The sequence below is a fragment of the Streptomyces sp. NPDC030838 genome, assembly GCF_055572035.1.
Map to the genome: position 1 here is coordinate 285,188 of NZ_JBVIED010000009.1, position 26,322 is coordinate 311,509.

Here is a 26,322-nt window from a genome sequence, read left to right on the forward strand (position 1 = left end):
GCCGGTGGAGCATGTTGCACCACGCGCGTGTGGCATCGACCGGGCAGATCAGGAGGTCGTCGGGTACGGCCGGGATGAACGACTCCTCGCCGCGGGCCTCCTGATCGTTCTTGGACATTGGCGACCCAGACGGCCACGCCGTCGTCTTCGACGTCGACCTGGGCGAAGATGTAGGACAAGGGCGCAGCGGTCGCGGATACCGATGGGGTGGCGGGTGTCGCAGGAGGCGACCATGGCCCGGAACATCGCGTCGGTGATGGCCGGCGCCTTCTTCACCTGGTTCCGCTTGCTCCACTCCTTGGCGTACTCCTTGATCATTCCGTTGACCACGGCGGTGCCGGGCTTGGCGTCTTCGGGTTGCCAGGAGCGGATCGCGGACTTGTGGGCCTTGATGGTGTTCGGGGAGTAGCCGCGGGCGATGAGGCTGGCGATGTACTCGACGTAGGTGGCGGTGGTGCAGGGGAGGGCAACGCGGCCCATCTCGTTGCACCAGCGCTGGAACATGCCGCGTTGGGAGCGGTAGTTGCGGTCGGTGTTCCTCAGCGCCGAGACCTCGTCCATGCGGCGGGCGGTCTCTTCGGAGACATAGAAGTCCCGCTCGGAGTACTGGGGGCGTTGGAGAGTGGGGAGTGCTCCAGGGCGGAGGTTGGTGTGCCGGTCGATGGCGGGCCGCGCGGGCACGGCGGCGGCCTGGTGGAGTGCGGGCAGATGGAGGTCGTCCACCAGCTCTGCGTCGACGACCTCCACCTCTTCGTCCTTCACCGAGTCAGCTCCCGAGCCGCTGGCGAATCTCCGCGCGCTGTGCGTTCTCCCAGACAGGGAGGTAGTCGGGGTGTTCCCTCCACTCCTCGCGCGCGGCAGTCAGGTGGTCCCAGGCAAGAGCGGCCTGCTCGACGTCGCCTTGCTTCAAGAGGTCCAGGACGTACGCGGTAGCGCCCGTGACCGCAAGCTTGTTGGAGTTCGAGATTCGGCGGAAGCGGGCGATGGCGTCGCCGTCCATGGTGGGGTTGTCCATGGTGGCCGCCCAGTCCTCGTCGGCGCGCTCAAGGATGAAGGAGTACAGCGCCTGGTCGTCGTCGGCGGTGGGCACGGTGATGACCATCGAGTGAAAGTCGCACCTGCTGATCGCGCTGGGCACCGAAGCCGCGATGGCCGGCTACCGGGTCCGCTACACACTCGCCACCAAACTCGTCAACGAGCTGGTCGAGGCTGCGGACGAGAAGGTGCTGACCAAGACCATCGCCTGCTACGGCCGAGTCGATCTTCTCTGCATCGACGAGCTGGGCTATATGGAGCTGGACCGCAGGGGCGCTGAGCTGCTGTTCCAAGTGCTGACCGAGCGCGAGGAGAAGAACAGCGTCGCCATTGCCTCGAACGAGAGTTTCAGCGGCTGGACCAAAGCCTTCACCGACCCCCGGCTCTGCGCGGCCATCGTCGACCGGCTCACCTTCGGCGGCAACCTCATCCGGACCGGCACCGAATCCTACCGCCTGGCTCTTACCCAGGCCCGGGCCGCTGCTCAGGACGCCACCGGTTAACGATCTCGGCAGCGGTATCCGGCCGAGAACCCCCGCAGACGGTTTGAAATGAAGTGGCGTCGCTGGTGCCCTGTTGCTTGGATGCCCAGCGTGACTTCTGCTGATTTTGACGATCATCCTGAGCGGGCATTGCTGGACCGGCTCGAGGAGTACTACGACGCGGTCCCGCGCCACGGCGCCCGAGTTGAGGACCACGGGCCGCTGACCCTGTTCGTGCGGGAGGGCCAGGGCTGGCCGTTCTACGCACGTCCCGCACGGGGATGGAGCGGACCGCTGGAGGCCACCGACGTGCAGAAGGTCCGTGCCCGCCAGCGGGAGCTGGGGATCCCGGAGAGTTTCGAATGGGTCGCGGAGATCACGCCCACGCTGCGGGCAGCAGTCGAGGAGTCGGGACTCGTGGTCCACGAACATCCGCTGATGGCGCTCGATCCCGGTACTCCCGCAACTCCATTGGAGGAGTTGTCCGGCAACATATCCGTGCGAATCGTAGGTGCGGACGATCCGATACTGCCCAGCGCCCTGGCCGTTCCTCACCTCGCCTTCGCCGAGCCTGGAACCCACGTTGGTCACGCGGGAGCACCACAACTGGCGGAAGCGATCGACGCCCGCGTCGCCGACGGATCGGTGGAACGCACGATCGTGCGTATCCGGGCAGGTCTGACGGCGGTCGCCGCAGCTGTCGAGCATGGATCAGCGCTGTCCGCAGGCCAACACCAACCACTCGCAGGAGTCAGCGAGATCGTCGGCGTCGGAACACTCCCCGCAGCTCGCCGTCGCGGTCTCGCACTCGCGGTCACCGCGGCACTGGTGGCCGACGCCCGATCGCGGGGTGCGGCAACCGTCTTCCTGTCGGCAAGTGACGACGACGTTGCGCGGGTCTACGCCCGACTCGGCTTCCGCAAGATCGGTACGGCGCTGATCGCCGAACCCGCCGAATAAGCCGGCTCCGTCCACTTCGCAGTGGTGTTACTTCTCACCGACATTTTCGGGGCTCTGTGATCGACAAGTGGTGTCCCAAACTCGGATACAGACGGTGTCCGTTTTCACCTACGAAGCCAGGCCTGAGTCAGAGCCACTGCGACGGTATGCCAGCCAGCTGCTGGTGCAGGGGCCAGGTGAGAGGCCGAGACTTCGGCCGGTGCCATTGAGCCCCACGGTCGAGCCAGCTTCGGCGCAGATGACGTACCTGGTTCACCTTCTCGTCGCCATATCCCGACTCTGTCCCGCAACAGTCACAGACGACGTGGAGCGAGCAGCCGAACTCATCGAAGCGCACATCGCCCACGTCCAGTCCGCAGACCCGGCACACCGTCTCGGCCATAAACTCCATGGCTGCAGGCTACCGATGCCACCAAATGCAACGACCTCTTAGCCGGGTCCTCGGACCAGCAGTAGTCGTCGCGGACAAGGAATGAAGCGGGCTCTATCGCTGATCTTGCGAGGTCGGCGAGGGGCAACCCCGTCAAGGCGACTGCCTCAGCAGTGACTCACCGAGGATCCGGCAGGTCCATCGACGCGAGCCTTGCCGGGTCGACGACGACAGCGATGCTGGCGATCCGGCCGTCGACGACGGTGAATGCGATGACCGAGAGCGGGGAGCCGTCCTCGCGCCACGACACGATACCGGGAAGGCCGTTGACAAGAACCGCCCGCCCCCGCGCGGCTGCGTCGGCGGACAGCTGCGCGCCGGCGGCGACCTGGGTGGCGCCCAGGGTGATGATCACGCCGTCGGGGGTGTCGACGGTCAGCCTCACCTCGGGGTCGAGCACGCGCAGCAGCCCTTCGAAGTCGCCGCGGCGAGCTGCCGCCAGGAAGGCTTGGACCACCTCTCGCTGCTCCCGTCCGACGGCCGTCGGCGATTCCCTCGCCTGCACCTTCCTGCGGGCGCGGCTCGCGAGCATCTTGGTGGCGTTGGTGGACTTGCCGAGGATCTGGCCGATCTCGTCGAACGGCACCGCGAACAGATCGTGCAGCACGAACGCCAGCCGCTCACTCGGCCCGAGCGACTCCAGGACAACGAGGAGCGCGAGCCCGACCGAGTCGGCGAGCACCACGTCGTCCTCCGGTTCAGGACCGTCGTCGACCGTCACTACAAGCTCGGGCAGCCGGTCGTCGTAGGACGCCTGAGGGTGGGACTGACGCGATCGCAGGACGTCGAGGCTGATCCGGCCGACCACCGTGGTCAGCCAGCCGGCGAGGTTGTGGATGGTCGCGGTGTCCTGGCGGGAGAGCCGCAGCCATGCCTCCTGGACCACGTCTTCGGCGTCGGCATGCGATCCGAGCATGCGGTGGGCGACCGCGCGCAGCCGGTCGCGCTGGGCCTCGAACGCCTCGGCCATCGGGTGCGTCGGGCTGGTGTCGGACATGTTGTTACCTTCCTCGGTTTCGCTCCGTCATGGGGATGACGGGCCCGGACGGGCGCAGGTAACCGATGAAGGAGCACAGCCGATGGAAGCACGTATGAAGGGCGCGATGAACCCGGACCTGGGCACTGCGATCCAGCACCTCTACAAGGCGATTGCCGCCGGGGGCGTGGACCAGCGCCTGCTGTCGCTGGTCCACCTGCGGGCCAGCCAGATCAACGGCTGCAGCCCGTGCGTCTACGCCTCGATCGAGGCGGCGAAGAAGGCCGGTGAGACGGAGGAGCGGCTGCACAACGTGGTCGCGTGGCGCGAGACGCCCTTCTTCACCGATGAGGAGCGGGCGGCGCTTGCGCTGACCGAGGCCGCCACCCGGATTCAGGACGGTGCGGCGGGGGTGACCGACGAGATCTGGGACGCCGTCGCCGACCACTTCAGTGAGGAGCAGCTGTCCGCGATCATCCTGGAGGTCGCGATGACCAACTTCTTCAACCGGATCAACCGCACGATCCGGGAGCAGGCCGGTAAGACCTGGTGAGCTGGGCGGGGCGCCATCCGCCCGGGGGTCGGCGACAGATCGCGTTCACCTGTGCGTCGACGCCCGGCGAGCGACGGCCGGCCCCGCAAGGCGACTTCATCCGGCCCCAGTTAGGGCACGCATCGAGTCGTGATCAATCTTCGGGAGTCGTCCTCGCTCTGACGCCTGATCCGTGGCCACTCGACCCGCTTCTGAGCGACGGGGTGGTTCGGGTGGCTCACGCCGCCCATCCGGTGTCCGGACAGAAACCCGGACAAGGACCTGACCAGGCCGGACAGCCCGGGCCCTGTCCGGGACAAGCGGCGGATCTTGTACTCGTCCGGCGAACGGAGCATCTTCTCTCACGGCGACCGGGCAGCCGTGAGGCGGCCGGCGCCGCGCCAGAGGTCCCGGGGCGTACGAGCTGGATGTGCCCCAGGGTGAGCGGGGGTTACCAACTCTGGGTCCAGTGCCGCTGAGTCATGACCTGCCGGCTGTTGCCGGCGGTCGACGGTCTGTCCGTCCGGCCATCACAGGGGCGGAGCACGAGGCAATTCCGGAGGGAGGAAGTGAACATGAGGGACTGGCGAGGGCGCACGCTCATGACCGCGGTCGCGGGAGCGAGCGCCGCCGTTCTGGCGACGGCCGTTCCCGCGCACGCCGACTCGATCGTCTACAACGGCTACGCCGAGGGCGGGTTCATCAGCTACGGGGACAAGGTCTGGGTGGAGCACTACGAGGGCTCCTACAGCTACGTGGAGTGGTACACGAACTACGGCCGCGAGGGTGAGTGCTCGGTGGGCGCCGCCACGGGGGGAACGACCTGCAACTACGACATGCGCGAGAACAGCAAGATCACCCTGCGCGTCTGCACCATGCCCGCCGCGGTGTGCAGCACGTGGGTCACGGACGACACGTAGCGACACGTCGTCCGCAGGCCGGTTAGGCCGGTTCAAGACCACACCCGACCAGGGGAAACGAGGGGAAAACAAATGAGATGGCGACGTTCCGTTCTCGGTGCCACCGCGGCCGCCGTTCTCGGCGCCGGCCTTGCCGTCGCGCCCGCGTCCGCCTCCACGTCCGCCGTCACCTGCAGCGGGTGGCAGAACGAGGGCACGTTCGAGAGCTACGACGAGGTCAAGGACGACGGCAGGACGGCGCCCATCCGCAAGGGGCCCTACGGCGAGTGCGCCCCTGTCATCACGCTTCAGGGCGGGTACTTCGTCGACATCGACTGCTACGTGTCGAACGACTACGGCCACACCTGGACGTACGTGTCCTTCAAGAGCGTCAACGAGCGCCGCTACTACGGGTGGATCTACGACGACCACCTGGCGGGCGGGGGCAGCTACGAACGCTGCTGACCGCGCTGCCGGTGAGCCGCCGGGGCCGGTGAGGGCCGTTGGGCGGGCTCCATGCGGCACCCCGCCGCACCGGCGGCCACCGCCAGCCTCCCCAACCCCGACCTCGGCGCGCCCGCAACCTGGGCGGCCTGACACCAAGGCCCGTACTTCCCGCGACGCACACCGCGCGGGAAGTACGGGCCTTGGTGTGTTTAGGGGGCCATACGGCGAGTACACCATCAGCCAGGCCCGCGTCGCCTTGTTCTCCTCGTGGAGCCAAAGAACCTTGAGGCATGGCTGGCGCTCATGTGCTGGCCGGCCCGGCCGCCAGGGAAGAGCCAGGGGCCCCGACTCGTTCTGGCCCAGGGCGGCAAAGCTCTGGCGGCTGCGGGCGAGTCGGCCTGCCCGGCGACGACGACGCGCTGCATGTCAGCAAGATCGCCCTCGCTGACGAAGTCCTCGTCGTCAGCCAACGGCTGCATCGGCGTCAGCACCCGCAGCGAGATCGCATACGCCCGCAGCCTCGGCAAACCCATCCGCTACGCGCATCCAGAGGGGCAGCACCGTCGCGCGCTACGGTTCCGTACCAAGGCCGCCCTCGCCCGGCGCCTGCAGGTGATGCAAGGCCGTCGGTGGGGCCCGACCTGGTGAGCTCCGGCGGGCCCAGGCGGTGCGACGGCTGGTGCCGACTCGTAGGCTGCCGCCATGACCGAGATCCAAAGCCCGACGCCCCGCGACGCCTTCGACCTGCTCATGGCCGGTAACCAGCGCTTCGTCTCAGGCACCCCCGAGCACCCGAACCAGGACGCCATACGCCGCACCGAGATCGCACCGTCCCAGCAGCCCTTCGCGGTGCTGTTCGGGTGCTCCGACTCCCGGCTGGCCGCCGAGATCATCTTCGACCGCGGCCTGGGCGACCTGTTCGTGGTGCGCACCGCGGGACATGTCGCCGGTGCAGAGGTCCTCGGTTCCGTCGAGTACGGCGTGAGCGTGCTCGACGCCCCGCTCGTCGTCGTGCTCGGCCACGACTCGTGCGGGGCCATCGCAGCCGCCCGCGCCGCAGCCGACGGTGGCAGGGTGCCCGGCGGCTTCGTCCGTGACGTTGTCGAACGGGTGACCCCGAGCGTGCTGGCAGCCCGCGCCGCCGGACGCGACCAGGCCGACGAGATCCTGGCCGAGCACATCGAGCACACCGTGGACCTGCTGCTCGAACGCTCCCGCGTCCTGGCCGAGCGGGTGGCCGCCGGCCGCCTCGGTGTGGTGGGGCTGTCCTACCGGCTGGCCGACGGCAGTGCACAGCTCGTCGCCTCTCGCGGCCTCGATGCGGCGGTCCCTGCCGCGTCCTGACCATCCCGCCCGTGGCTGCCCCTACGTGATTTGCCCGGGTCGGAGGAGGCCCGTATACGTGGAGGGGGAAACCCACCGGGTTCACCGCTCGATCACCCCCCGAAGGGCACCGCCCGATGGCTAACGGAGCCGACCACGTGCCCAGCACCCCCCCCGCGCCGACCTGGCGCGGGCCGCGGGCTGCGAGGTGTGCCGGGATGGGGAACGGTCGTCACCGACGACGGGCGGCACGAGCTGTGCCCGGCCTGCCAGACCGGCGGAAGCTCAGCCGAATCCGCCGCGAATCCGCCCGGCCCTCGCACCCGGGAGCGGTAAGGGCGCGGCGTCGGCGCTGGTCACACGGTGGTCCGGGGCCCCGCGGCGCGGCGGAGCCGGTTGGCGATCGCCAGTCCCAGCCCCTCCTCCGCCGGCAGTGATGCGACGATGAGGTCGCACCCTTGCCGGTCGAGCTCGCGCAGGAACCCGTACAGCCCGCGCGCGTAGGCGGCCATCGAACCGGGGACCTGCACCACCGCGTGCGCCTTCACCTCAGCGTCGGCGAAGGCGGCAGGAAGAAAGACGCCGACCCGGTGCCCCAGTTCCTGTGCCAGCTCCGCCTCGGCGACGACCTTCTCCGGCTCGACCAGGACGACCCGAGCACGAGGCGCGTAGTGCGACGGATGCTGGCCCGGCACCCGGATGGGGCTGGTCGAGGGGACCGCGAGCGGGCGCCCCAGCACCGCTTCGAGGTCCTCGCGCGTCACCCCGCCGGGCCGCAGGATGGTCGGGATCTCGCCGGTGGCGTCGACGATGGTCGACTCGACACCGACCTCACAGGGGCCGCCGTCCAGCACGAAGTCGACGGCGTCGCCGAGCTCGGCACGGACGTCGTCCGCGGTCGTGGGGCTCACCGAGCCGAAGCGGTTGGCGGACGGGGCCGTGACACCGCCACCGAAGGCCGACAGCAGCGCGAGTGCCACGGGGTGGTCGGGCACACGCACGGCCACCGTCTCCAAGCCACCGGTCGCTTCCAGGGGCACCCGGCGACCGCGCCGCAGGACCATCGTGAGTGGCCCCGGCCAGAAGCGTTCGGCCAGCAGGCGGGCCGTCGCGGGTACCTCCTGGACCCAGTCGTCCAGGTGCTCCGCGCCGCCGATGTGGACGATCAGCGGGTGCGAGGGCGGGCGCCCCTTGACCTGGAAGATACGCGAGATGGCGGCGGGGTCCTCGGCGTTGGCGCCCAGTCCGTAGACGGTCTCGGTCGGGAGGGCCACCAGGCCCCCGGCGCGCAGCACACCGGCCGCCTTCTCGATGTCACTGGTTCGTGCCCTCACTCTCGCCATCCTAGGCGCGTCAAGGACCGGCGACGGTCTTGATCAATCTCAGCGCCAACGACGGTTCCATTGATCCCCGGGGCCGCTCAAGATCAACTGCTTAGCGCTAATGACTGTTCCGTTGTTCCCCGAAGCCGGAGCAACCCCCGGTGCGCCTGGCTTCAGGCAGATGCTCGGTGCCAAGCGGCGGCAAGGTGCAGGAGTTCCGGCACGCCTGGGGCGGTCGGGAAGGAGTGGAAGCGGGGGAGGAGGTCGTCGACGAGGCGGACGCAGCGGGGTGCTCCGGTGCGGCGTGCCAGCAGAAGCGACTGGGTGGCGGCGGCCGCGGCGGGTTCGGGCTCTTTGAGGTCGAGGTAACTGGCGGCCCGGTAGGCGAGGAAGACGCTGCGGGTTTTGTCCCGGGCCGCGGGCAGCAGGCGTTCGCCGTCGGTGATGAGCTGGTGGGCCCGGGTGGTGTCGCCGAGGTCGAGGAGGGCCTGGCCGGTGTCCACGGCGAGGTCGGCGTCGGACAGCCACGCGCACCAGGCGGGCCGGTCGTCGCGGGCTTGGCTCAGATGCTTCTCGGCTGCCGCGAGAGCGCGCAGTGCGGGGCGCTGCTCTTGGCGGGCGGCGTGGGTGCGGGCCAGGCGGAGTTGGAGGAGGCTGCGGGCGGCTGGGTGGGTGGCGCGGGTGAGTGCGTGGGTGAGGAGGTCCTGGGCGAGGGCGTGGTTGTTCTGCCAGGCGGCTTGGTAGGCGAGGTCGCTGATGAGGCCGGCGCCGCGGTCGGTGTCGCCGGTGGCGCGGCTGTTGTGGAGGGCGGCGATCCAGTACTGGGCGGCGTGGGTGTGGTCGCCGGTGTCGAAGCGGCGCCAGGCGAGGGTCTGGGCGATGTCTGCTGCGAGGGTGTGCAGGCGGCCGCGTGTGGGTGGGGAGTGGCGGCCGTTGTCGAGGAGATCGGTGACGGTGGTCAGGTGGGCGTGGAGGAGGCGGGTGGTGTGGGCGTGGTGGCGGGGGTCGGCTGAGGTGAGGTGCTGGGTGGCGGCCTGGAGGGTGCCGACCAGGTCGCCGTCGACCGGGTCCGGTGGTGTGAGGGCTAAGGCGGGCGGGATGTGGGCGGTGGCCCAGTCGGCGGTGAGTGCGGTCAGGGCGGTGGCGGAGATGGTGAGGAAGGTGCGGCGGTCCACGGGTCGCAGGGCCTCTCTCAGGGCGGGCACGGTGGCGTGGGGGCCGAAGGGGACGACGCCGGTGTCGGTCAGGGGCAGCCAGCCGGGCCACGGGCCGTCGACGATGTCGGCGGGCAGGCCGAAGGCTTCGGCGATGTAGATCTGGGAGTCGTCGTCCGGGCGGACTCCGCGCTCCCATTTTGCGCGCGCGGGAGGTGTCCGTGCCCGAGCGCAGGCCGCGGCGGGCGGCAGCGGCCCGCACCCGGGCCGCCAGGGTCTTCTGCGACATGCCGCGGGCCCGGCGGGCGAGGGCCAGGGGGTGAGGAGCCCGGTCATCCACTCCGCCATCGTGTCACCGTCCGGCAACGGTCCGCGACGAAGTGGCCAGAACGGGACCCCTGGGGGACCTCTGCTGTTGCCCGCCGCGTGCGCTCATCGTCGACAGCAGGCTGCGCAGCCGTCTCCCGGTCCGCGTTCTGGCACGAAGGGGCACGCACATGAGCCATCAGCATCCACAGCCTGCTTCCCCGTCCTCGCCGCCCTCTGCTCTGCCGCGCCTGCACGGAGCGACGGTCCTCGTCACCGGCGGGGCCGGTCTGATCGGTTCACGAATAGTGCGTGGCCTGCGGGCTCTTGGCGCCACACCCTTCGCGCTGTGCTCCCTGGACGCCTATCCGCCCAGCGTCTACCGCTCCCTGTTCGGCATCGACGCCGACAGCCCAGAGGTGATCACCGGCGACGTGCGCGACGCCGGCCTCGTGCAGCGGGTGATGCGCCGAGCCGACTACGTCATCCACGCGGCCGCCCTCGCGGATGTCGCAGCCTGCACCCGGCAGCCGCAGGACGCCATCGACCACAACATCACCGGCACCCAGACCGTGCTCACCGCGGCGGCGGCCTCAAACCGGCTGCAGCGCCTGGTGTTCGTCTCCTCCGCCTCCGTGTACGGCAACGGCGACCCCGACGACTGGGCCCGGCCCGACGACGAACACCGCACGGTCCGCGAACTGCTGCAGGCCGTCTACGGCCGCACCGTTCCCCGCTTCGCCGAACACGCCCCGCTGCGCCCGCTGTCCGTATACGAACACCAAGGCGTTCGGAGAAGTGCAGACCGCGCTCCAGCTCGGCGCGGTGGGCACCTCCCACACGGTGGTGCGCTACTTCTCCGTCTACGGTGAACCACAGGTCATCAAGCCGGGCAGTCACTCGTGGGTGGTGGCCTGGTTCGCGGCACGGGCCGCGCTCGGCCTGCCCCTGCAACTCAACGGCGGCGGCCACCAGGTGCGGGACCTGGTCCACGTCGACGACATCGCCGACGGCACCCTGCACGCTCTGGCCTGCCCGGCCGCCGACGGCGAGATCGTGAACATCGGCACCGGCCGGCCCACCACCATCCGCCGCGTGGCCGACCTCATCGCCGGCCACTACCCCGGCACCCCCGTGCGGGAGACGCCGATGCCGCCCGGCGACCCGCTCGGCGGCTGCGCCAGCACCACCCATATGGAGCGGGTGCTGGGATGGCGGCCCGGTATCTCGCTGGAGGACGGCATCGCCCGGTACGTGCGCTGGCTGCGCGCAACCCCCGCCGCCCTCCCGCAGTGGCTGCGCGAAGACGCCGCGGCCAAGCCGGTCTAGATCACCGGGGGACGGCCCAGACGGGTCATGCGGGCCACGGTCGCCCACCGCATCGGCAGACGGCGCCCGGCGGACGTGCGCACGCCCTCCCAGAAGCCGCCCGTCCAGGCCCGCAGCCCGTCACGCGACCGGGTCCGCAGCAGCGTCAGAACGGTCCACACCCCCAGATAGGCGGGGACCAGCAGCGCGGGCAGATGCCGCTTGGCCAGCCACACCCGGTTGCGGGCCGTCATCCGGTAGTACACCGCGTGCCGGGCCGGGGACGTCCTGGGGTGCTGCAGCAGCAGCGACGGCTCGTACACCACCCGCCAGCCCGCATCCAGGGCCCGCCACGCCAGATCGGTCTCCTCATGCGCGAAGAAGAACTCCTGCGGCCAGTCGCCCACCTGATTCAGCATGGACATCGACAGCGCGTGCCCACCGCCCAGGAAGGTCGTCACCTCCCCGCCGCGCATCGGGTCCTTCGCTCGCAGCCTCGGCACATGCCGGCGCTGGGTGTGGCCGTGCTCGTCCGCGATCCGGAACGACACGACCCCCAGCCGGTCGTCCGCCGCGTACATCGCGGCCACCTTCGTGAAGACGTCCGTGTCGACCAGCAGCCCGTCGTCGTCCAGGTCGACCACCACATCGACGTCGCCGCACGAGCGCAGATGCTCGATCGCCGCGTTCCGCCCGCCGGAGACCCCCAGGTTCTCCTCGAGTTCCACCCCGTCCACCCCGGCCGGCAGCTCCGGGAGCGGCGTGCCGTTGCCGACCACCACCACCCGTGCCGCGGGCAGATCCTGCCGGGCCACCGACTCCAGCAGCGCCGCCAGCTCGGCCGGCCGGTTGCCCATGGTCAGGACGGCAACTCCCAAACGCGGGTGACTCACAGGTGAACTCCCATCGACTTTCCGACGGCCGCAGCCTAGCGATCCCCAGCTCCCGTCCCGGCCACACCGTTCAGGAGGAACACCCATGCCCGACGTCCGACTCCTGCGCTTGGGGGACTACCTCAGCGCACCCGCCGACGCCGACCTGGCGGGCACCGCATACGCCGACCTCGACCTGCGCGACTTGGCCTGGTGGTTGGCCCACTGGACCGACCTGCACGCACAGGCCCTCGCCCAGGTCGAGCATCGCATCCATCCGACCGCCCGGATCCATCCCACGGCGATCATCGGCGACGACGTGATCATCGGGCCCGGAGCCAAGGTCTGGGAGTTCACCACCGTCCGCGGCCACACCGTCATCGGCGCGGACGCCTCAGTCGGCTTCAACTGCGAGGTCACCAACGCCTACATCGGCCCGCGGAGCGTGCTGGGGCACCGCATCGGCATCAACCGCACCCTGCTCGGGACCAGCGTCCACCTCTCAGCGAACGTCCCCGTCGCCGCGATCCACCTCACCCGCGACATGACCCGCCCCGACCGCGATGTGATCCTCCGCCTGCCCGACGGCCTCTACCGCTGCCGCACACCACGCTTCGGCGCTGTCATCGGGGACCACACACAGACCGGCACCGCCATCACCATCGGCCCCGGTGTCGCCATCGGCCGCCACTGCCAGATCAACTCTCATACGGCCATCGGACCCGCCAGCGTGATACCCGCTCACCACCTCATCAGCCCAGACAACCCCACGACCCACCAGGCCCGACGCCGAGCACACCCCCGACTCCGCTGACACAGCCGGCCGGGCGTACGCCAAACGAAGCGCACGCCTCGGCCCGTCCTACGCAACGCCGAGCTCTTGTATGAGTGGTGCGCCCTGTCCACGAGCCAACACCGTTTCGTTGCAATCCCGACTAAACGCCCTGAAATATGACTTCTGTTATGGATGCCCAGGAACTATGGGAGCGACCGGATGAGGCGGCCAGCGAGCCCCTCCCCGAGGACATGGTCGCCGCGATCGCTGCAGAGATCGAAGCGGCGAAGGCCTGCGACGGCCGCGTCGGCGAGGAAGAGACCGGCCCCACCTGCTGCCTCTCGTTCCGCACAAGCCCCGCGTGCGACGACGGGCAGGCATCCGGCATTTCCCACGCGAAGCCCAGCTGCTCCGTCATCCGATTGGATCGGTGCCGGACCGGAGTCCCGGAATGTCCGGGTTCATTGGACGCGTGCGATGCATGTCGTCAAACGATCGTTTGCCGACGCCCAGGGCTCGTTGCCGTGTCAGGCTTCGCGGGGCCATGATGACCACATGGGCCACACTCGGTTACCCGATCCCGACGCCGCACGCCAGGAGCTCAGGGAGGCAGTCTCGGAACTTGGATCACAAATCGCCAAGCAGGCGCGCACCCACGCAGACGCCGTATCCCTGCTCCTGGAAGGGGGAAGACTGCGAAGATCGACGAGGGAAGCGGCAGACCTCATTAACCGCATTGGTGCAGCTCCCCACTCGTACGGCTCCTGGGCCCAGGCTGCTGAGGGCATCCTCGAGGGGTTCTTCCGTGGTGATACCGGGGGGAACTTCTTCGGCATCCGCGAAGCGCTCCGACCGGCGATTGAGGCGACGGATCGGTTCGAGAGGGCGAACGCGGGAAAAGGGAAGGGATACAAGCCCGGTGGGGGCCGGACGAACAGGACGCTGTGGGACGCATCGGAGAGAGAGCTAAGGCCAATCCTCGGTGAACTCCACGAGAGTCTCCTCGCGCTAGCGGACCGCCTGACGAGGTCAACTCCAGCTCTACCCTTGCTTCCTGCACAGCATCCGCCCACGTTCGCCCGACTCCGCGAGGATGCGGTGGCGGAGACGGTCGCCGAGCGGCTCACCACGCTCATAGACGAGGGCGTCAAGCAGTACCAGGCGGCCAAGGACGGCGGCTGGCCCGGGTCGGTCCCATTGGCGCGCGGTAGTAACCATTTCCCGCCAGGATGCGCGTTGTACGATAACTTCGCGGATTCTTTCAGCGGATTCCTGACAACTGACGTCCTCACCCGATTCAACGTTGCGCTTTCGGGACGAGGGAAATTCAATCTCAATGTTCCTCGCGCCCCAGTGGGGATCAAGCATGCGGAACTCCTGGTCGGCGGGACGGTCAACGGCAGCGATCGCGTCTTATCAGCGATGTATCGGGAGATTGCCGTCAGGATTCATCCGCGGATCTATGCAGCCTATATTGCGATCGCGGTCAACTACCTTGCGGAGGTGCTGGAGCTCATGCCCAAGTACGCGGAGGACTCCGGGCAAGGCAAGCGACGCGACCCGATCACCATCCACGCACGCAACATCGGCGCGATCGGAGAAGTGCACAACAGCCACGTCTCCGTAGCCGACACGGTCACCAGCCTCGGCGCGACTATCCAGGCCGTCGCCGACCGCGGGCAGACCGACGCCGCGGACGCCATCCGTGCGCTGGCTGAGGCCATCGAGCAGGATCCTGAGCTCGCTGAGGACCTGCGCGCCCAGCTCCTCGACAACGTCGCCGACGTCGCCGACGCGGCGGCCGCACCGGACGGGCCCCGCGCACTCAGCCGCGGCAGAGCGGCCATGGCCGCGATCACCACCGCCGCCGGCACGTCGTCCCAACTCGCTCAGGCTGTCAGTACCTGGCAGGGGGTCCTTGGCCAGCTCTTCTAGGGCGCGTAGCGAGTCGTGATCAGCAGACCCGCGACGACCCGCCATGACGCAACGGCGGCTCGATCCGCGACCGGGCACGGCCAAGAAACGATGTTGCCCCCGCCTGTGAAGGTCACTAAGCTCGGTCGGGTGACTGCCGGGTCGGCCATGGGCCACGCACGAGTGAGGTTCCCGGCCTCGGCGTGAGCACGAGGCGGGCAAGAGGCCCGCCCCCTTCTCCGCGTCTTAGCTCCCGGCGCCCGCATGCGGCGCCCCATTCCAGCGGATCCCAAGACCGGAGACACACCACTGATGTCCTATGACCAGCAGTACCCGCAAGAATCCGAGCTGTCGGCGGCCGGCGTCCAGCTGAACCACATTGCCATCTACGCAAGCGACCGGCACCTGTCTGCCGAGTTCCTCGCCGCGGTCCTGGGCTTGAAGGTCGGCGCCCCGTTTGGGCCGTTCCTGCCCGTCGACCTTGGCAACGGCGTGACGCTCGACTACTACGAGAAGAGGGACGAGCCGATCCAGTCGCAGCACTACGCCTTCCTCGTCCCTGACGAGCAGTTCGACGCCGTTATCACCCGTCTGGAGGTGGTCGGGGTCACCTACTACGCCGACCCCAGCCACACCGAACCCGGCCAGATCAACCGTCTGTTCGGTGGTCGCGGCGCTTACTTCGACGACCCGGACGGTCACAACATGGAGGTCATGACTCGGCCTTACGTCCGCCCTTAGGGCGCGACAGGGCTGTGATCAAGGGGTGCCTCGGGTGAGGTCTTTGATCCAGATCATCGAGGCGCGCAGGTGCAGTCCGGCGAGGTAGCTGTCCGGGGCCTTGTCGTATCGGGTGGCGATGCCCCGCCAGGACTTGAGCTTGTTGAGCAGGCGCTCGACCACGTTCCTCTCCTTATAGAGGTCGGCGTCGTGGCTGACGGGCCGGCCGCCCCTGGAGCCCCTCCTCTTCCGGTTGGCGGCCTGGTCCGACTTCTCCCGGATGACTGCCTTGATATGGCGTTTGCGCAGGTGGGCCCGGTTGCCGCGGGACGAGTAGGTCTTGTCCCCGGCGACCGCGTCCGGCCGGGTGCGGGGCCGGCCGACAGGACCGCGGACGCGGATCCTTCCCAGCACTGGGATGAACTGCGGGCTGTCAGCGGCTTGTCCAGCGGTCAGGACGAACGCCAGCGGGCGGCACTTGCGGTCGACGGCGAGGTGGACCTTGCTGGTCTGCCCGCCCCTGGAACGTCCGAGGAGGGCGGCCTTCAGTCGGCGCTTTTGCCGACGCCGGATGCGTCGTCGCTCGTCCCGCTCGGGATCGGCTTCGGCGTCCTGCCCGCTTTGTTCTTCGCGGCTGCCCCCTTTGACCCGACCTTCCCTTCCTCGGCGGCAGCCTCCTCGAGCGCGGTGATGACGTCCTGGTCCAGGTGCATCCCGGCGGCGTCGTGGTGGGCCCGCGCGGTGGTGGAGTCGATGCTGACCAGCGACAGGTCCACCTCGCCCCGCCTCGTAGCCTCCGCGATCAGCCCTTCCATCAGGGCCTCGAACACCCGCGTCACGCCACTGCCGGAAGCGGTTGGAAACGGTCGACCAGGCACCGAACTCCTGCGGCATCTCCCGCCACTGCCCGCCTGTCCTGAACCGTCAGATCACACCCTCGAACTGCTGCCGCAGCCGCTCGGGGTACGGCCCGTACTCGCCGATCGGTAGGTACGGGCCGATGAAATCCCACTCCGCATCTGTCAGTTGCACTCGCGTCACGCAAAACGAACTACGGATCAGGCCCCGCCGCGAAGGCAAATCCCGCAGATTGATCACGACTCGATACACGCCCTAGTGCTGCACCGCACAAGTTCCGCCGATGGCTATCGGGCGGTGAGGTGTTTGTTGATGGCGTCGATGTCGAGGCGGTCATGCGTGGTGCAGGTGCCCCACGGTTGCCAGCACGATGAGCGACGCGGGGTTGCCGAGGCCAGGGTGTTCCCGGTTTGTGTATCAGCAGGGTCGTTGCCCACCTGACCCAGCCGCCCGCCGGCCTCACTGCTGACCTGGCCCGGCCGGTGGAGGGTCAGTGACCGGCGCCAGCCTTGACCGCTTTCGTGGCGAAGTAGCCGGAGAGCCAGCCGGCGGTGGCCTCCGAGTGGTGCGGCGCCTCGGCGAAGCCGGTGATGGCGAAGCCCGCCGCGATCTGCCCGCCGATCTGCTCGGTGAGCGTGTGGCTGTACTCCACCGGCGCATCGAGGCCCCACAGCCGTTCCCGCTCGGCAGGCTCCAGGTGAGTGAGGTCGCTGTAGGGCAGGCGGTGGCGCACCACCAGCTCGCCGCGCGCCTCCAAGGACTCGGCGTCGAAGAGGTAGACGTCCGGGTTGAGGAAGCCGGACAGCAGCGTCCCGCCGGGGCGCAGCACGCGGTGGCACTCGCGCCAGACCGGCGCCAGCTCCGGGATGAACAGGTTGGAGACCGGGTGGACGACAAGGTCGAACGAGGCGTCCGGGAACGGGCTCAGGTCGCGCGCGTCGCCGAGCACGGTGCGTAGGACGAGCCCCTCCCGCGCCGCGACCATCTCGTCCTGCGCCAGCTGGCGGGGCGAGTTGTCGAAGACGGTCACCCGCGCGCCCGCCGCGGCCAGCACCGGACCCTGCTGCCCGCCGCCGGAGGCGAGGCAGAGCACGTCGCGACCGGCGATCTCCGGCGGGAACCAGGTCGGGTCGACCGGCTCGTACCCGATCAGGACGATGGACCACTGGCCGGCCCGCGCCTTCGCGATCACCTCGGGGCCGACCGGGCGTGACCACTCGTTGCCCTTCTCCACCTCGCGGTCCCAGGCGAGGCGGTTGTGCGCGACGGGGTCGACGGGAGTCTGGCTCATACGCCGTACCCTAGTTGCTGCACCGCACAAGTTCCGCCGATGGCTCTCGGACGGTGAGGTGCTTGTTGATGGCGTTGATGTCGAGGTGGTCGGGATCGAAGGTGCCGCCGATCCAGTCGAGGAGTTCTTCGTGCTGCTCGTGCTGGGGGTCGGTGATCGCGGCGATGTAGTCCACGTAGCCCCAAGGGCCGCCGCGGTCCTCGGGTGGGCAGGCTCGACGGCCGGTCAGGCAGCGCGGTAGGTGGTACCTGGCGCGGTGGACAGGACCTTCTCCACCTCGATGTGGTGGACCCAGTCGTCGCCGAAGTCATAGGTGTAGCTGATCGTGTCGCCGGCGGTGGGAGCGACCGTATCCAGCGGGGCCTTCCGCTCGTCGCGGTGACCGGGTTCGCTGTCGCGTAGCCCGTAGTCGCCGGCCGGGGTGGTGAAGAGGTGCATGTGGTAGTTCTCCCAGCCCATCGCGGTCTGGATCGCCAGGTGCAGACGGGCGAGTTTGAGGTCGGCCGGGACCTGCAGCCGCCGCCAGATCGGCGGGTGGATGTCGGCCAGGGTGACCTTGATCTGCAGGACGGAACGGAGTCAGCGGGCATGGCACTCTTCCTTCGCGGCGGCGGGCTCGTCCCCGGTCTGGCGGGGTCGACCGTCGTAGTTCCAACGGAACGGACAAGCCGTCTCGTTGTGGGCGATGGCGAAGTCGCTGACCTTCTCAAGCAGGTCGGTGCGGGAGGAGAAGTCGCCGTGACGCAGTACGGCGCGGGCCAGCAGGGAGAAGAAGATCTCCACCTGGTTCAGCCAGGAGGCGTGCTTGGGGGTGTAGTGCGGCACGATCCGCGGGTGCCGCTTCAGCCAGGCCAGGGTGGCCTTGGAGGTGTGCGAGGAGCCGTTGTCCAGGATCAGATGGATCATCAGCCCGGCTGGAATGCACCGCTGAAGCCGGGCCAGGAACCGGATGAAGTGCGCGGAGTCGTTGCGCTTCAGCTCCTCCATGACCACCTGACTGGTGTGCACGTCCAGCGCGACGGTGACCGAGACGATGCCGTGGCGGATGTACTCGAACTCCCGCCGCCGCACCCGTCCCGGGCCCGGCGGCCGGCCGGGCTGCTTGCGCGAGCGGGCGGCCATCGCGGTCTTCTCGTCCACTGACAGCACCATTGAGCCCGGCGGGCAGTTGCGGTAGAGGGCGCATACCTCGGCCGCCTTGGCGAAGAACTGCGGGTCGGCGGGCCGGGTCAGCCAGCCTCGGACCCGGTGCGGCTTGAGCTGCAGCTCGGCCAGGATGCGTCCGACCTGGAGGCGGAGATGCCCGTGTCCGCCAGATGATCGGCGATCAGCCGATGCGACCAGCCGTCATAGGGGTGCGGCGGCGTGCTGGTGGCCGCCGCCACGACCCGCAGCCTCACCTGCAGCCCATAGACCGGCGGCCGGCCCGAGCGGGGCCGGTCTTTCAGTCCGGCCATTCCCTCCCGGGCGAACCGGTCCCGCCATCGCACCACCGTCGAGACATCTACCCGGACGATCTCCGCTATCCGCCAGGCCGGACAGCCACCGGCCGCGAGCAGGACTATGTGAGCCTGGCGGGCATCGCGCTGCGGCGTGGTATCAGCCCGTACCCGTGCCTCCAGCACACGCCGATCATCAGCGTCAAGCACCATTCCCGGTCAACGAGCCGATGGCCATGGGCGGAACTTCCGCGGCGCAGCACCAGGAGGTGTCGGCGCCGCTATGAAGGACAGCATCAGGATTCGGGCCGGCTCCTGCTCCGACATGAACCAACCGACCTTCACTGCATGGCCGTTGACGAAGATCTTGCCGGAAAGAATGGCCAGTGGCGGGGGTTGATGGATGAGCGATCCGTCCCCAGGATGGCAGGACCTCCACCAGCAAGAACGCGCCGGAGCCGGCGAAGTGTCCGGCGAAACAGCGCCATCCCCGATGAACAGGCCAACCGCGGCCATCCCCATCGCGGGCTCCTTGCTCGGCTTGGCTGCGGCAAGCGATTACTCCAGCCGCCGCTCCGGTTGTTCCTCGTCCTCGCCGGACACATGCACATCGCCGACCGCGATGTTGACCTCGACGACTTCCAGACCGGTCATCCGCTCGATGGCGGCGATCACGTTCTCCCTTACGTCGCCCGCGACCTCGATGATGGAGACGCCGTACTCGACGACGATCTCCAGGTCGACCGCGGTCTGTACCTCGCCGACCTCGACTTTCACCCCGCTGGTGACGGACTTCCCGCCGGCACCGGGCATACGTTCACGCATGGCCCCCATGCCACGGGCGAACCCACCGCCCATCGCATGGACGCCCGGCACATCCCGGGCCGCCATCCCGGCGATCTTCGCCACCACACCGTCGGCGATCGTTGTACGGCCCCGCGACCCCGGATCGCTTCCGTGCGAAACCCCCGCACTTTTCCTACCGCGCTCGCCCAACGATCCCGCGCGCGGGGACTCGGGCCGGTTCCGCAGTCCCGTATCTGTCATCTTCGGTCACCATCGTTCCGAGGGGTAAAGCGGCCTGTCGTGCCCCTTCCAAACGGAAGGGCTGTTCGGGTGGCCGATCGGACTGCCCTACCGGACGCGGGACCTGCGGCCGCGCCCCCTTCGCGTTCTGAGGAAGACCAGGTCGGCGATGAGCACCATCACCCCGATGATCGGCAGGTGGAGCGTGTCGCTGCCGAGCGCCCCGATGACGCCGAGCGCAGCCGCCACGACGAGCAGCAAAAGAAACAGCACCACGTCAGCCTCCTGGCGTCAGCGGCGGGCCAGTTGTTGTGCGCCGTCCACACGGGCGGCGCGGTCATCTCCCGGCCGTTCGGGTCCCCGACATCGCAGCTGCGTCACTCGTGGAGATCGGCCGAGTGGATCACATCCGCTCCCCGTGGCATGTGCCGGTGACGCAACGGCCCCGGCGTGTACACACCGGGGCCGCCCTTCCGGGTCGTTGCACGTGAGAGTGCACCGGCCCACTCACCAGCGTATGCCCGGGAGGCCATTTCGGTCATATGGGTGGACATGGCCGTCATGTGACCGACCGGAGCCTGAGGGCGGCCTGAGCCGTGTCAGTCACCGTCCTCCTCCTCGGATTCCATAACCCGGATGCCCTTGTGCGTCAGTGTGACCATCGCGGGGGTGTTTCCTCTCGCCCAGTCGACCTGGACCAGGCCCTCGGCCGCCAGGTACGTGCAGGCGGCGGCCAGGTCCTCCTCGGGCATGGAAAGCTCCTCACGCAGCCGTGCCCCCGTGAGGCCGAGGAGACGATTGCCCTCGATGGCCTCGTACAGGGTCTTCATGATCGCCTCGCGGTAGTGCCGCCGCTCGTGCAGTGTCGCCATGGCCGCCTGCCTCTCGTGCCGGCACGGCCGGAAATCCGTAGGTCTGGGGCGGAACCCTCTTTCCCTCGCTGAGGGCAGTCTCCTCAGATTTCGTCCGGATGTGTTTGATCATCCCGGGAGGACTGGCTGGTCGACAGCCAGGAGCGCACCGGCTCCGTCATGCGCGTGGTGTCCACGGTGAGGTGGAGGCGTGTTCCGCCGTCAGCGCCTGCGGGGTAGCTGCGTGCTTCCGTGGCGGCGAAGCAACGGCGGATAATCTCCGCGACATGGCGAGCCGCCTCCGGGTCCGCAGCGACGATACGAACCTCCGCGTGCCCGGCCGACGGCAGTTCCGGTGACTTCATGGTGACCCCTTGCTCCTTCAGGACGACGTACACCGGGCGACGTGACGGTGGGTGTGACGTCGCCCATGCCCGCCCCGAGCTGGAAGCGGGTCTGTGTCTCAGCCGTTCCCCTCGCGATCCTCGCGGCGTGTGGCGTCGGCAGGAGGAGCCTTGAGCGGTGCGGCCGCACGTGGACTCCTCCGGTTCCGCCGACCGACTCCCGGAAGGGCATCGCTGTAGCGGAACGCCCTGATCCTTTGCGTATGCTGCGCGTTGAGCCGGTGGATCAGGACCATTCCCACGATGATCACAAAAATGATCACGCCGACGGTGACGGCTGCCTCCACGTCCTCACCTCTTCACGGCGGAATCCAGGATCCCGGTCGCGGCTCCGCCGTCGGTCTCCCATTCCTCTTCCCGGTTCCGAGTGTCTGCCGCGTCGTGGGCCATGGCCTCATGGGCCATCAGACCGCTGGCGGTGCGGATGCCTTCCGGAACGGCTGCCGCTGCCATCAGCCGGGCAGCGGCGGACGGCTCCGTCTCCGGAGGGATCACCAGCAGGTCCAGGCGGCCCACCGTGTAGGAGAGGAGGATCACTTTGTTCGGGTCCTGCTCGTCGGCGAACCAGCCGACATGCACCGTGTGCCCCGTGACGGGGACCTTACGGGGGATGACGGGCCAGTGGGCCGGGTTCACGGTGACGCGGGTGATCCGGCCCCAGCACGCGTCCAGCACGTCCGTGAGCGTGGGTATCTCCTGGAGGAGATCACGGGAGCGGGGCCACCAGGCACCGTCCAGGAGACCTGGAACCGGGCCGGTCGGGGCCAGGGACAACCGGGCCGACGCCGAAGCCAGCTGCTCTTTGATGATCGTAGGTTCGATGGTCACGGTCATCACGCGGACCTGTCCCCGGGCCTCGTCCGGGAGGCCGGCGTTGTCGTTCACCGGGAACGGCACCGACATGGTGGCCGGTGTGCGAAGTACTCCCGGTCCTTTCACTCTACGCCGCTCCCAGGCCCCGGGACGCGCTCGTGAGCAGGCATTTCACCGAGAGGCAACGAGTCCGGCACCGCCGGCGCGCAGCCGGTGCGGCAGCGCACGACATACGGTGAGAGGAGGAGGTGCCGCGTTCGGCGGCGAAACCGAATCCCGCAGACAGGCGGACGCACCATGACCGAATCCGACATCCCTCGGACGCCCGGGCTCCTGCCCGACGCGATCCATCGGGCCGCGAAACCCGGGACGGTTCTTCTGAGGCTGGAGACGACACAAGCCCGGGAAGGCAACCTCGACGGCGCGTGGTGGCCACGGTCCCGCGACATCGGCGCCGAGCTGCCCGACCTCATCCACGTGCTGGCCGGGCACCTCGGCCCCATCACGCGTGTCGGCCTTGACGCCACCGCATGGGACGAACTTCCCACGCGCCTGGTCATTGACGACCGGGTCGTCCATATCGACTCCTTCCCGGTCGGTGACGACACCGTCCTGATCACTCGGGGCGACCGGGACTACTTCTCCCTTCTTGTGGTCCCGCCCCACGCGACACCCGACGCCGCCCGTGCCGCGATGGCCAGGGCCGTCCGGGCCGACAACGCCACCCAGGCCGCACAGATCCTCATCGACACCGGAACCCATCAGGCGCATCTGATCCCCGCGGAGCACCCTCGGACCGGCGAGGAACGCCACGACCCCCAGAAATGACGTCTGGAGCCCCGGGCGCCCGCGGGACTGTCGTTGCCGGGCGGCACCTTGGCTCGCTGAACGGGGCCTGGCCCGGCGGGACCCGGAGCTGGTCGGACTTCCCGTCGACATCGGCTGCCGCGTGCCCGACTTCGACGCGTTCGCCAAGCTGGGGCGACCCCTTGCCCGGCGGCTGGACCGGTTTGCCCAGATGGCCGTCGTCGCCGCTCGCCATGCCGTGACCGATGCCAAGCTCGATCCCGACACCTGGGACTGCACCCGCGTCGGCGTGGTCCTGGGCGTGGGAAGCAACAACCTCCACACCTACCTCCGGGAGTTCACCCGCCTCGGCGAGGGCCGGCCCACCCACGTCTCCCCCATGGCCCTGCCGCGCAGCGTCCCCAACATGGCGGCCGGGGGGCCCAGGTCGCCCTCGACCTCGGCGCCCGGGGTCCCAACTTCACCGTCTCCACCGCCTGTGCCTCCGGCGCCACCGCTCTGGGTCTGGCCCGCGACCTCGTGGCCGCCGGCACCTGCGACGTCGTCCTCGCCGGCGGCAGCGAGTCGGGCCTGTCCAGGATGACGGCCACCTGCTTCGCGCAGATGCAGGCCCTCTCACGCCACACCGGATGTCCCGAAGAGGCATGCCGCCCCTTCGACACCGGGCGCGACGGGCTGGTCCTGTCCGAGGCCGCCGCCGTGCTCGTCCTGGAAGCGCCGGAGCACGCCGCACGGCGCGGGGCGCACAACCGGGCCCGGCTGCTCGGCCATGGCGCCAGCGCCGACGCCCACCACCCGGTCACACCACACCCGGAGGGGGCGGGGGCGGAGCAGGCCATGCGCGCCGCTCTTGCCGACGCCGGGTGCTCACCCGCCGACGTGGACCATGTCAATGGCGCACGGCACCGCCAATCGGGCCGGGGACGCCGCCGAAGCGCGGGCGCTGCTACGGCTGTTCGACGGAGCACCGCCACCCATCACCGCACCAAAAGGCGTCCTCGGGCACAGTCTGGGCGCGGCCGGGGCCGTCGAGGCGGCGGTGACGGTGCTCGCCCCGGAGCACCGGAGCCTTCCGCCCACGGCCAATCTGACCAGTCAGGACCCCGGATACGAAGTCGACGTCGTCCAGCGGCAGCCGCGCCAGGTCAGCACGATGGAGACGGCCATGTCGTCGTCCTTCGGCTTCGGGGGACAGAACGCGGTGCTGGTGCCGGGCTGGGCCTGACGGCGCGGATCAACATCGGGGGCCACGCTGATCCCTTGTAGGCGTAGCCACCTGCCCCTACGGGGGGCAGGTGGTCGCTGCGGTGCCACCCGGCCGCGAGCCGAAGAGGGCCCTGACATCTGAGTTCACTTGGGCAGCTTGGCTGTGCGCTCGGGGTGGGCGGCGGTGACGTAGCGCATGGCCTCTGCTCGGTGATGCCGAACAAGCGCATCAGTCGGAGTGGATCGGCCCTTTCGGCCACCTCGTTGAGGATGCGGTCCTGGCGCAGACGGCTCAGTGTCAGCCCGCGGGGAAGGCCCCCGGCTCAGAAGGCCGATGATGACGGCCGGGTGCTCGGGTCGACCGCGGTCTTCTGGCTGACCAGCAGGTTGGGGTTGACAGAGGCGGGCCACCGCAAAGCTCCCCGTAGTCCAGCCGCCCGTGGGCGGGCACGACCAGCTCGCCGTCCAGGACCAGGTTGAGCCCGGCAGCCGCCGCGGCGATGCCCGGGAACGCCGGCGTCAGGTCCGCACCCTGCCGGGACTGCACCATCACCTCGCCGGGCCGGGCGAAGAGGAGGGCACGAAAGCCGCCACTCTTGGCCTCCATCACCAGGCCACCGGGCGGCGCCCGTCGCGTCCAGCACACGCTTCGTGCGTGAGCGATGAGTTTGGGCGGCGGATCAAGTCTGCCCTGGCATGACTCGCATCATCGCCGACATCTCGGTCTCTCTCGACGGCTTCGTCACCGGACCCGACCCCGGCCCGGACAACGGCCTGGGTATCGGCGGCGAGGCCCTGCACACGTGGGCTTTCTCCGACGACCCCGACGACCGCCGGGTTCTGCGCGAGGCGACCGCCCGCTCGGGCGCCGTCGTCCTCGGCCGCCGCCTCTTCGACGTGGTCGACGGGCCGAAAGGCTGGGACGACACGTCCGGCTACGGCGCCGGCGAGGTCGGCAAGCCCGCCTTCGTCGTCGTGACGAGCTCGCCGCCGGAGTCGGTGCGGACAACCGACCTCGACTGGACGTTCGTCACCACCGGTCTGCCCGACGCCGTCACCGCCGCCCGCGAGCGAGCCGAGGCGGCGTCGTCGGACAGCGGCAAGGACCTCGACGTCATCCTCATGGGCGGCGGCGCCACGATCCGCTCGGCGCTCGACGCCGGGCTGGTCGACGCGCTGACGCTGCACCTCGCGCCCGTCGTGCTGGGCTCCGGGACACCACTGTTCACCGGCGGAGCGCTGCGCACGCTGGTGCAGCGGAGCGTGATCTCGACATCGACCGCGACGCACCTGACCTACGACGTCTGCCGGTGATCCGATGACCACTGTCAACGCCAATGAGATCGCCTTGGGCATCGAGTCGTTCGGTGACGACGACGCGCCACTCGTCCTGCTCGCGGGCGGGACGACGATGCTCTCCTGGCCCGACGCGCTGTGCGAGCGCCTCGCCGCCGGCGGGCGCCGTGTGGTGCGCTACGACCTGCGCGACAGCGGGGCGTCGACGACGACGGATCCGCAGGCGCCCGCCTACACCCTGCGCGACCTCGCCGCCGACGCGGCAGCCCTTGCCGACGCGCTCGGCGGCGGGCCCGCGCACCTCGCGGGGATCGGCGTCGGCGGGATGGTCGCCCAGGTGGCCGTGCTCGACCATCCGGGCGCGTTCTCGGCGCTCACCCTGGTCGGCACCCGCGCGGTCGCCCCTGGCCCGCCCGACGATGACCTCCCCGACCATGACCAGGCGACGATGAGCCGGCTGTTCGCGCGTCCGATGCCCGATTGGACCGACCGCGAGGCGGTGGCGGAGTTCGCCGCCGGCAGCGCGGAGATCTTCGGCGACGACCCTGTCGCCGCGCGCGCGATCGCTGCGCGCATTTGGGACCGCACGCCCGGTACCGCACCACCGGTCCAGATGGCCAACCAGATGGGCATGGTGTTTTCCAGGCTCGACTGCACACCCCGCTGGCGCGAGCGCCTGCCCGAGATCGAGGTCCCCACCCTCGTCGTCCACGGCCGCCGCAACCGGTTCTTCCCCGTCGGCAACGGCGGGGCGATCGCGCGCGAGATCCCCCGGGCACGACTGCTCGTCCTCGAGGAAGCCGCCACCGCGATCCCCGATGCGGCGGTCGGCGAGGTCGCCGAGGCGATGCTCACGCTCGGGTAGAGGTTCGGCGG

General features: G+C 69.4%; 29 protein-coding genes and 6 pseudogenes. 18 read left to right on the top strand and 17 right to left on the bottom strand.

Translation table 11 applies throughout. The features are described from left to right. Nucleotides 1–48: 48 nt before the first annotated feature. Nucleotides 49–762: a hypothetical protein gene (locus ACZ42A_RS23960; protein ID WP_468529283.1), complete on the bottom strand. Its 714-nt coding sequence runs from the start codon at nucleotides 760–762 to the stop codon at nucleotides 49–51. A gap of 4 nt (nucleotides 763–766) precedes the next feature. Beyond that, nucleotides 767–1,102 (bottom strand): hypothetical protein, encoded by a 336-nt coding sequence (locus ACZ42A_RS23965; protein ID WP_468529284.1) that lies wholly within the window; start codon nucleotides 1,100–1,102, stop codon nucleotides 767–769. Between the two features lie 7 nt (nucleotides 1,103–1,109). On the opposite strand from ACZ42A_RS23965, the pseudogene ACZ42A_RS23970 reads away from it, so the two are divergent. Further along, nucleotides 1,110–1,538, top strand: a pseudogene (locus ACZ42A_RS23970) (ATP-binding protein); the annotation flags it as partial. 81 nt (nucleotides 1,539–1,619) lie between these two features. Further along, the gene (locus ACZ42A_RS23975; protein ID WP_468529285.1) at nucleotides 1,620–2,477 is read left to right on the top strand and encodes a GNAT family N-acetyltransferase; all 858 of its coding nucleotides are present in this window, start codon (nucleotides 1,620–1,622) and stop codon (nucleotides 2,475–2,477) included. A 548-nt stretch (nucleotides 2,478–3,025) separates the two neighbouring features. On the opposite strand, the gene ACZ42A_RS23980 is transcribed toward ACZ42A_RS23975, so the two are convergent. Next, complete coding sequence (locus tag ACZ42A_RS23980; protein WP_468529286.1) at nucleotides 3,026–3,904, bottom strand: sigma-70 family RNA polymerase sigma factor; 879 nt, start codon at nucleotides 3,902–3,904, stop codon at nucleotides 3,026–3,028. Between the two features lie 82 nt (nucleotides 3,905–3,986). Here ACZ42A_RS23980 and ACZ42A_RS23985 point away from each other — a divergent pair, with 82 nt between their 5' ends. The 5 genes and pseudogenes from ACZ42A_RS23985 to ACZ42A_RS24005 all read left to right on the top strand — a co-directional run bounded on the left by ACZ42A_RS23985 (nucleotide 3,987) and on the right by ACZ42A_RS24005 (nucleotide 7,105). Further along, the gene (locus ACZ42A_RS23985; RefSeq protein ID WP_468529287.1) at nucleotides 3,987–4,436 is read left to right on the top strand and encodes a carboxymuconolactone decarboxylase family protein; all 450 of its coding nucleotides are present in this window, start codon (nucleotides 3,987–3,989) and stop codon (nucleotides 4,434–4,436) included. 554 nt (nucleotides 4,437–4,990) lie between these two features. Further along, complete coding sequence (locus ACZ42A_RS23990; protein ID WP_468529288.1) at nucleotides 4,991–5,335, top strand: hypothetical protein; 345 nt, start codon at nucleotides 4,991–4,993, stop codon at nucleotides 5,333–5,335. A gap of 72 nt (nucleotides 5,336–5,407) precedes the next feature. Further along, complete coding sequence (locus tag ACZ42A_RS23995; protein ID WP_468529289.1) at nucleotides 5,408–5,779, top strand: hypothetical protein; 372 nt, start codon at nucleotides 5,408–5,410, stop codon at nucleotides 5,777–5,779. A gap of 395 nt (nucleotides 5,780–6,174) precedes the next feature. After that, nucleotides 6,175–6,313, top strand: a pseudogene (locus ACZ42A_RS24000) (RapZ C-terminal domain-containing protein); the annotation flags it as partial. A 150-nt stretch (nucleotides 6,314–6,463) separates the two neighbouring features. Next, nucleotides 6,464–7,105: a carbonic anhydrase gene (locus ACZ42A_RS24005; protein ID WP_468529290.1), complete on the top strand. Its 642-nt coding sequence runs from the start codon at nucleotides 6,464–6,466 to the stop codon at nucleotides 7,103–7,105. A gap of 335 nt (nucleotides 7,106–7,440) precedes the next feature. On the opposite strand, the gene ACZ42A_RS24010 is transcribed toward ACZ42A_RS24005, so the two are convergent. Together ACZ42A_RS24010 and ACZ42A_RS24015 are read right to left on the bottom strand one after the other, a co-directional pair. Next, nucleotides 7,441–8,427, bottom strand: a complete 987-nt coding sequence (locus ACZ42A_RS24010; protein WP_468529291.1) for an L-threonylcarbamoyladenylate synthase — start codon at nucleotides 8,425–8,427, stop codon at nucleotides 7,441–7,443. 152 nt (nucleotides 8,428–8,579) lie between these two features. Next, nucleotides 8,580–9,908 carry an XRE family transcriptional regulator gene (locus ACZ42A_RS24015; protein WP_468529292.1) on the bottom strand — a complete coding sequence of 443 codons (1,329 nt, stop codon included), beginning with the start codon at nucleotides 9,906–9,908 and terminating at the stop codon, nucleotides 8,580–8,582. A 149-nt stretch (nucleotides 9,909–10,057) separates the two neighbouring features. Here ACZ42A_RS24015 and ACZ42A_RS24020 point away from each other — a divergent pair, with 149 nt between their 5' ends. Then, a complete protein-coding gene (locus ACZ42A_RS24020; protein ID WP_468529293.1) occupies nucleotides 10,058–10,738 on the top strand; it encodes an NAD-dependent epimerase/dehydratase family protein in 681 nt (226 codons plus the stop codon). After that, a pseudogene (locus ACZ42A_RS24025) lies at nucleotides 10,659–11,195 on the top strand (NAD-dependent epimerase/dehydratase family protein); the annotation flags it as partial. The gene ACZ42A_RS24020 and the pseudogene ACZ42A_RS24025, both read left to right, overlap by 80 nt. Here ACZ42A_RS24025 and ACZ42A_RS24030 read toward each other — a convergent pair. Continuing rightward, nucleotides 11,192–12,067, bottom strand: a complete 876-nt coding sequence (locus tag ACZ42A_RS24030) for a glycosyltransferase family 2 protein (protein WP_468529294.1) — start codon at nucleotides 12,065–12,067, stop codon at nucleotides 11,192–11,194. The pseudogene ACZ42A_RS24025 and the gene ACZ42A_RS24030 overlap by 4 nt on opposite strands. Before the next feature lie 85 nt (nucleotides 12,068–12,152). Here ACZ42A_RS24030 and ACZ42A_RS24035 point away from each other — a divergent pair, with 85 nt between their 5' ends. The 3 genes from ACZ42A_RS24035 (at nucleotide 12,153) to ACZ42A_RS24045 (ending at nucleotide 15,476) form a co-directional block, all read left to right on the top strand. Beyond that, a complete protein-coding gene (locus tag ACZ42A_RS24035; protein WP_468529295.1) occupies nucleotides 12,153–12,860 on the top strand; it encodes an LbetaH domain-containing protein in 708 nt (235 codons plus the stop codon). 516 nt (nucleotides 12,861–13,376) lie between these two features. Next, nucleotides 13,377–14,756, top strand: coding sequence for a hypothetical protein (locus tag ACZ42A_RS24040; RefSeq protein ID WP_468529296.1), 1,380 nt, complete (start codon nucleotides 13,377–13,379; stop codon nucleotides 14,754–14,756). A gap of 291 nt (nucleotides 14,757–15,047) precedes the next feature. Beyond that, on the top strand, nucleotides 15,048–15,476 hold the full coding sequence (locus ACZ42A_RS24045; protein WP_468529297.1) for a VOC family protein: 429 nt from the start codon (nucleotides 15,048–15,050) through the stop codon (nucleotides 15,474–15,476). Nucleotides 15,477–15,494: 18 nt separating this feature from the next. Here ACZ42A_RS24045 and ACZ42A_RS24050 read toward each other — a convergent pair. The 11 genes and pseudogenes from ACZ42A_RS24050 to ACZ42A_RS24100 form a co-directional block, all read right to left on the bottom strand. Continuing rightward, nucleotides 15,495–16,496, bottom strand: a pseudogene (locus ACZ42A_RS24050) (IS5 family transposase). A gap of 307 nt (nucleotides 16,497–16,803) precedes the next feature. Continuing rightward, nucleotides 16,804–17,604, bottom strand: coding sequence for a class I SAM-dependent methyltransferase (locus ACZ42A_RS24055; protein ID WP_468529298.1), 801 nt, complete (start codon nucleotides 17,602–17,604; stop codon nucleotides 16,804–16,806). A 10-nt stretch (nucleotides 17,605–17,614) separates the two neighbouring features. Continuing rightward, nucleotides 17,615–18,171, bottom strand: a pseudogene (locus ACZ42A_RS24060) (plasmid pRiA4b ORF-3 family protein). A gap of 12 nt (nucleotides 18,172–18,183) precedes the next feature. Beyond that, the gene (locus ACZ42A_RS24065; protein WP_468529344.1) at nucleotides 18,184–18,948 is read right to left on the bottom strand and encodes an IS630 family transposase; all 765 of its coding nucleotides are present in this window, start codon (nucleotides 18,946–18,948) and stop codon (nucleotides 18,184–18,186) included. After that, nucleotides 18,834–19,229 (bottom strand): helix-turn-helix domain-containing protein, encoded by a 396-nt coding sequence (locus ACZ42A_RS24070; protein WP_468529299.1) that lies wholly within the window; start codon nucleotides 19,227–19,229, stop codon nucleotides 18,834–18,836. Before ACZ42A_RS24070 ends, ACZ42A_RS24065 begins: the two co-directional genes overlap by 115 nt. Nucleotides 19,230–19,601: 372 nt before the next feature. Beyond that, a complete protein-coding gene (locus ACZ42A_RS24075; RefSeq protein WP_468529300.1) occupies nucleotides 19,602–20,090 on the bottom strand; it encodes an Asp23/Gls24 family envelope stress response protein in 489 nt (162 codons plus the stop codon). Nucleotides 20,091–20,177: 87 nt separating this feature from the next. After that, nucleotides 20,178–20,345, bottom strand: coding sequence for a hypothetical protein (locus ACZ42A_RS24080; protein WP_468529301.1), 168 nt, complete (start codon nucleotides 20,343–20,345; stop codon nucleotides 20,178–20,180). A gap of 323 nt (nucleotides 20,346–20,668) precedes the next feature. Beyond that, nucleotides 20,669–20,941, bottom strand: a complete 273-nt coding sequence (locus tag ACZ42A_RS24085; RefSeq protein WP_468529302.1) for a hypothetical protein — start codon at nucleotides 20,939–20,941, stop codon at nucleotides 20,669–20,671. 83 nt (nucleotides 20,942–21,024) lie between these two features. Further along, on the bottom strand, nucleotides 21,025–21,285 hold the full coding sequence (locus ACZ42A_RS24090; protein ID WP_468529345.1) for a hypothetical protein: 261 nt from the start codon (nucleotides 21,283–21,285) through the stop codon (nucleotides 21,025–21,027). Between the two features lie 98 nt (nucleotides 21,286–21,383). Beyond that, nucleotides 21,384–21,611, bottom strand: a complete 228-nt coding sequence (locus tag ACZ42A_RS24095; RefSeq protein ID WP_468529303.1) for a hypothetical protein — start codon at nucleotides 21,609–21,611, stop codon at nucleotides 21,384–21,386. Nucleotides 21,612–21,615: 4 nt separating this feature from the next. Then, the gene (locus tag ACZ42A_RS24100) at nucleotides 21,616–22,227 is read right to left on the bottom strand and encodes a DUF5994 family protein (protein WP_468529304.1); all 612 of its coding nucleotides are present in this window, start codon (nucleotides 22,225–22,227) and stop codon (nucleotides 21,616–21,618) included. A gap of 207 nt (nucleotides 22,228–22,434) precedes the next feature. On the opposite strand from ACZ42A_RS24100, the gene ACZ42A_RS24105 reads away from it, so the two are divergent. From ACZ42A_RS24105 to ACZ42A_RS24130, 6 genes and pseudogenes are all read left to right on the top strand, one after another. Next, the gene (locus ACZ42A_RS24105) at nucleotides 22,435–22,965 is read left to right on the top strand and encodes a DUF5994 family protein (RefSeq protein ID WP_468529305.1); all 531 of its coding nucleotides are present in this window, start codon (nucleotides 22,435–22,437) and stop codon (nucleotides 22,963–22,965) included. Between the two features lie 121 nt (nucleotides 22,966–23,086). Continuing rightward, nucleotides 23,087–23,527 carry a beta-ketoacyl synthase N-terminal-like domain-containing protein gene (locus ACZ42A_RS24110; RefSeq protein ID WP_468529306.1) on the top strand — a complete coding sequence of 147 codons (441 nt, stop codon included), beginning with the start codon at nucleotides 23,087–23,089 and terminating at the stop codon, nucleotides 23,525–23,527. Further along, nucleotides 23,419–23,733: pseudogene (locus ACZ42A_RS24115) on the top strand (beta-ketoacyl synthase N-terminal-like domain-containing protein); the annotation flags it as partial. The gene ACZ42A_RS24110 and the pseudogene ACZ42A_RS24115, both read left to right, overlap by 109 nt. Further along, a complete protein-coding gene (locus ACZ42A_RS24120) occupies nucleotides 23,714–24,169 on the top strand; it encodes a hypothetical protein (protein ID WP_468529307.1) in 456 nt (151 codons plus the stop codon). The pseudogene ACZ42A_RS24115 and the gene ACZ42A_RS24120, both read left to right, overlap by 20 nt. A 677-nt stretch (nucleotides 24,170–24,846) precedes the next feature. Further along, a complete protein-coding gene (locus ACZ42A_RS24125; RefSeq protein ID WP_468529308.1) occupies nucleotides 24,847–25,464 on the top strand; it encodes a dihydrofolate reductase family protein in 618 nt (205 codons plus the stop codon). Nucleotides 25,465–25,468: 4 nt separating this feature from the next. Beyond that, complete coding sequence (locus ACZ42A_RS24130; protein ID WP_468529309.1) at nucleotides 25,469–26,311, top strand: alpha/beta fold hydrolase; 843 nt, start codon at nucleotides 25,469–25,471, stop codon at nucleotides 26,309–26,311. Nucleotides 26,312–26,322: the final 11 nt, after the last annotated feature.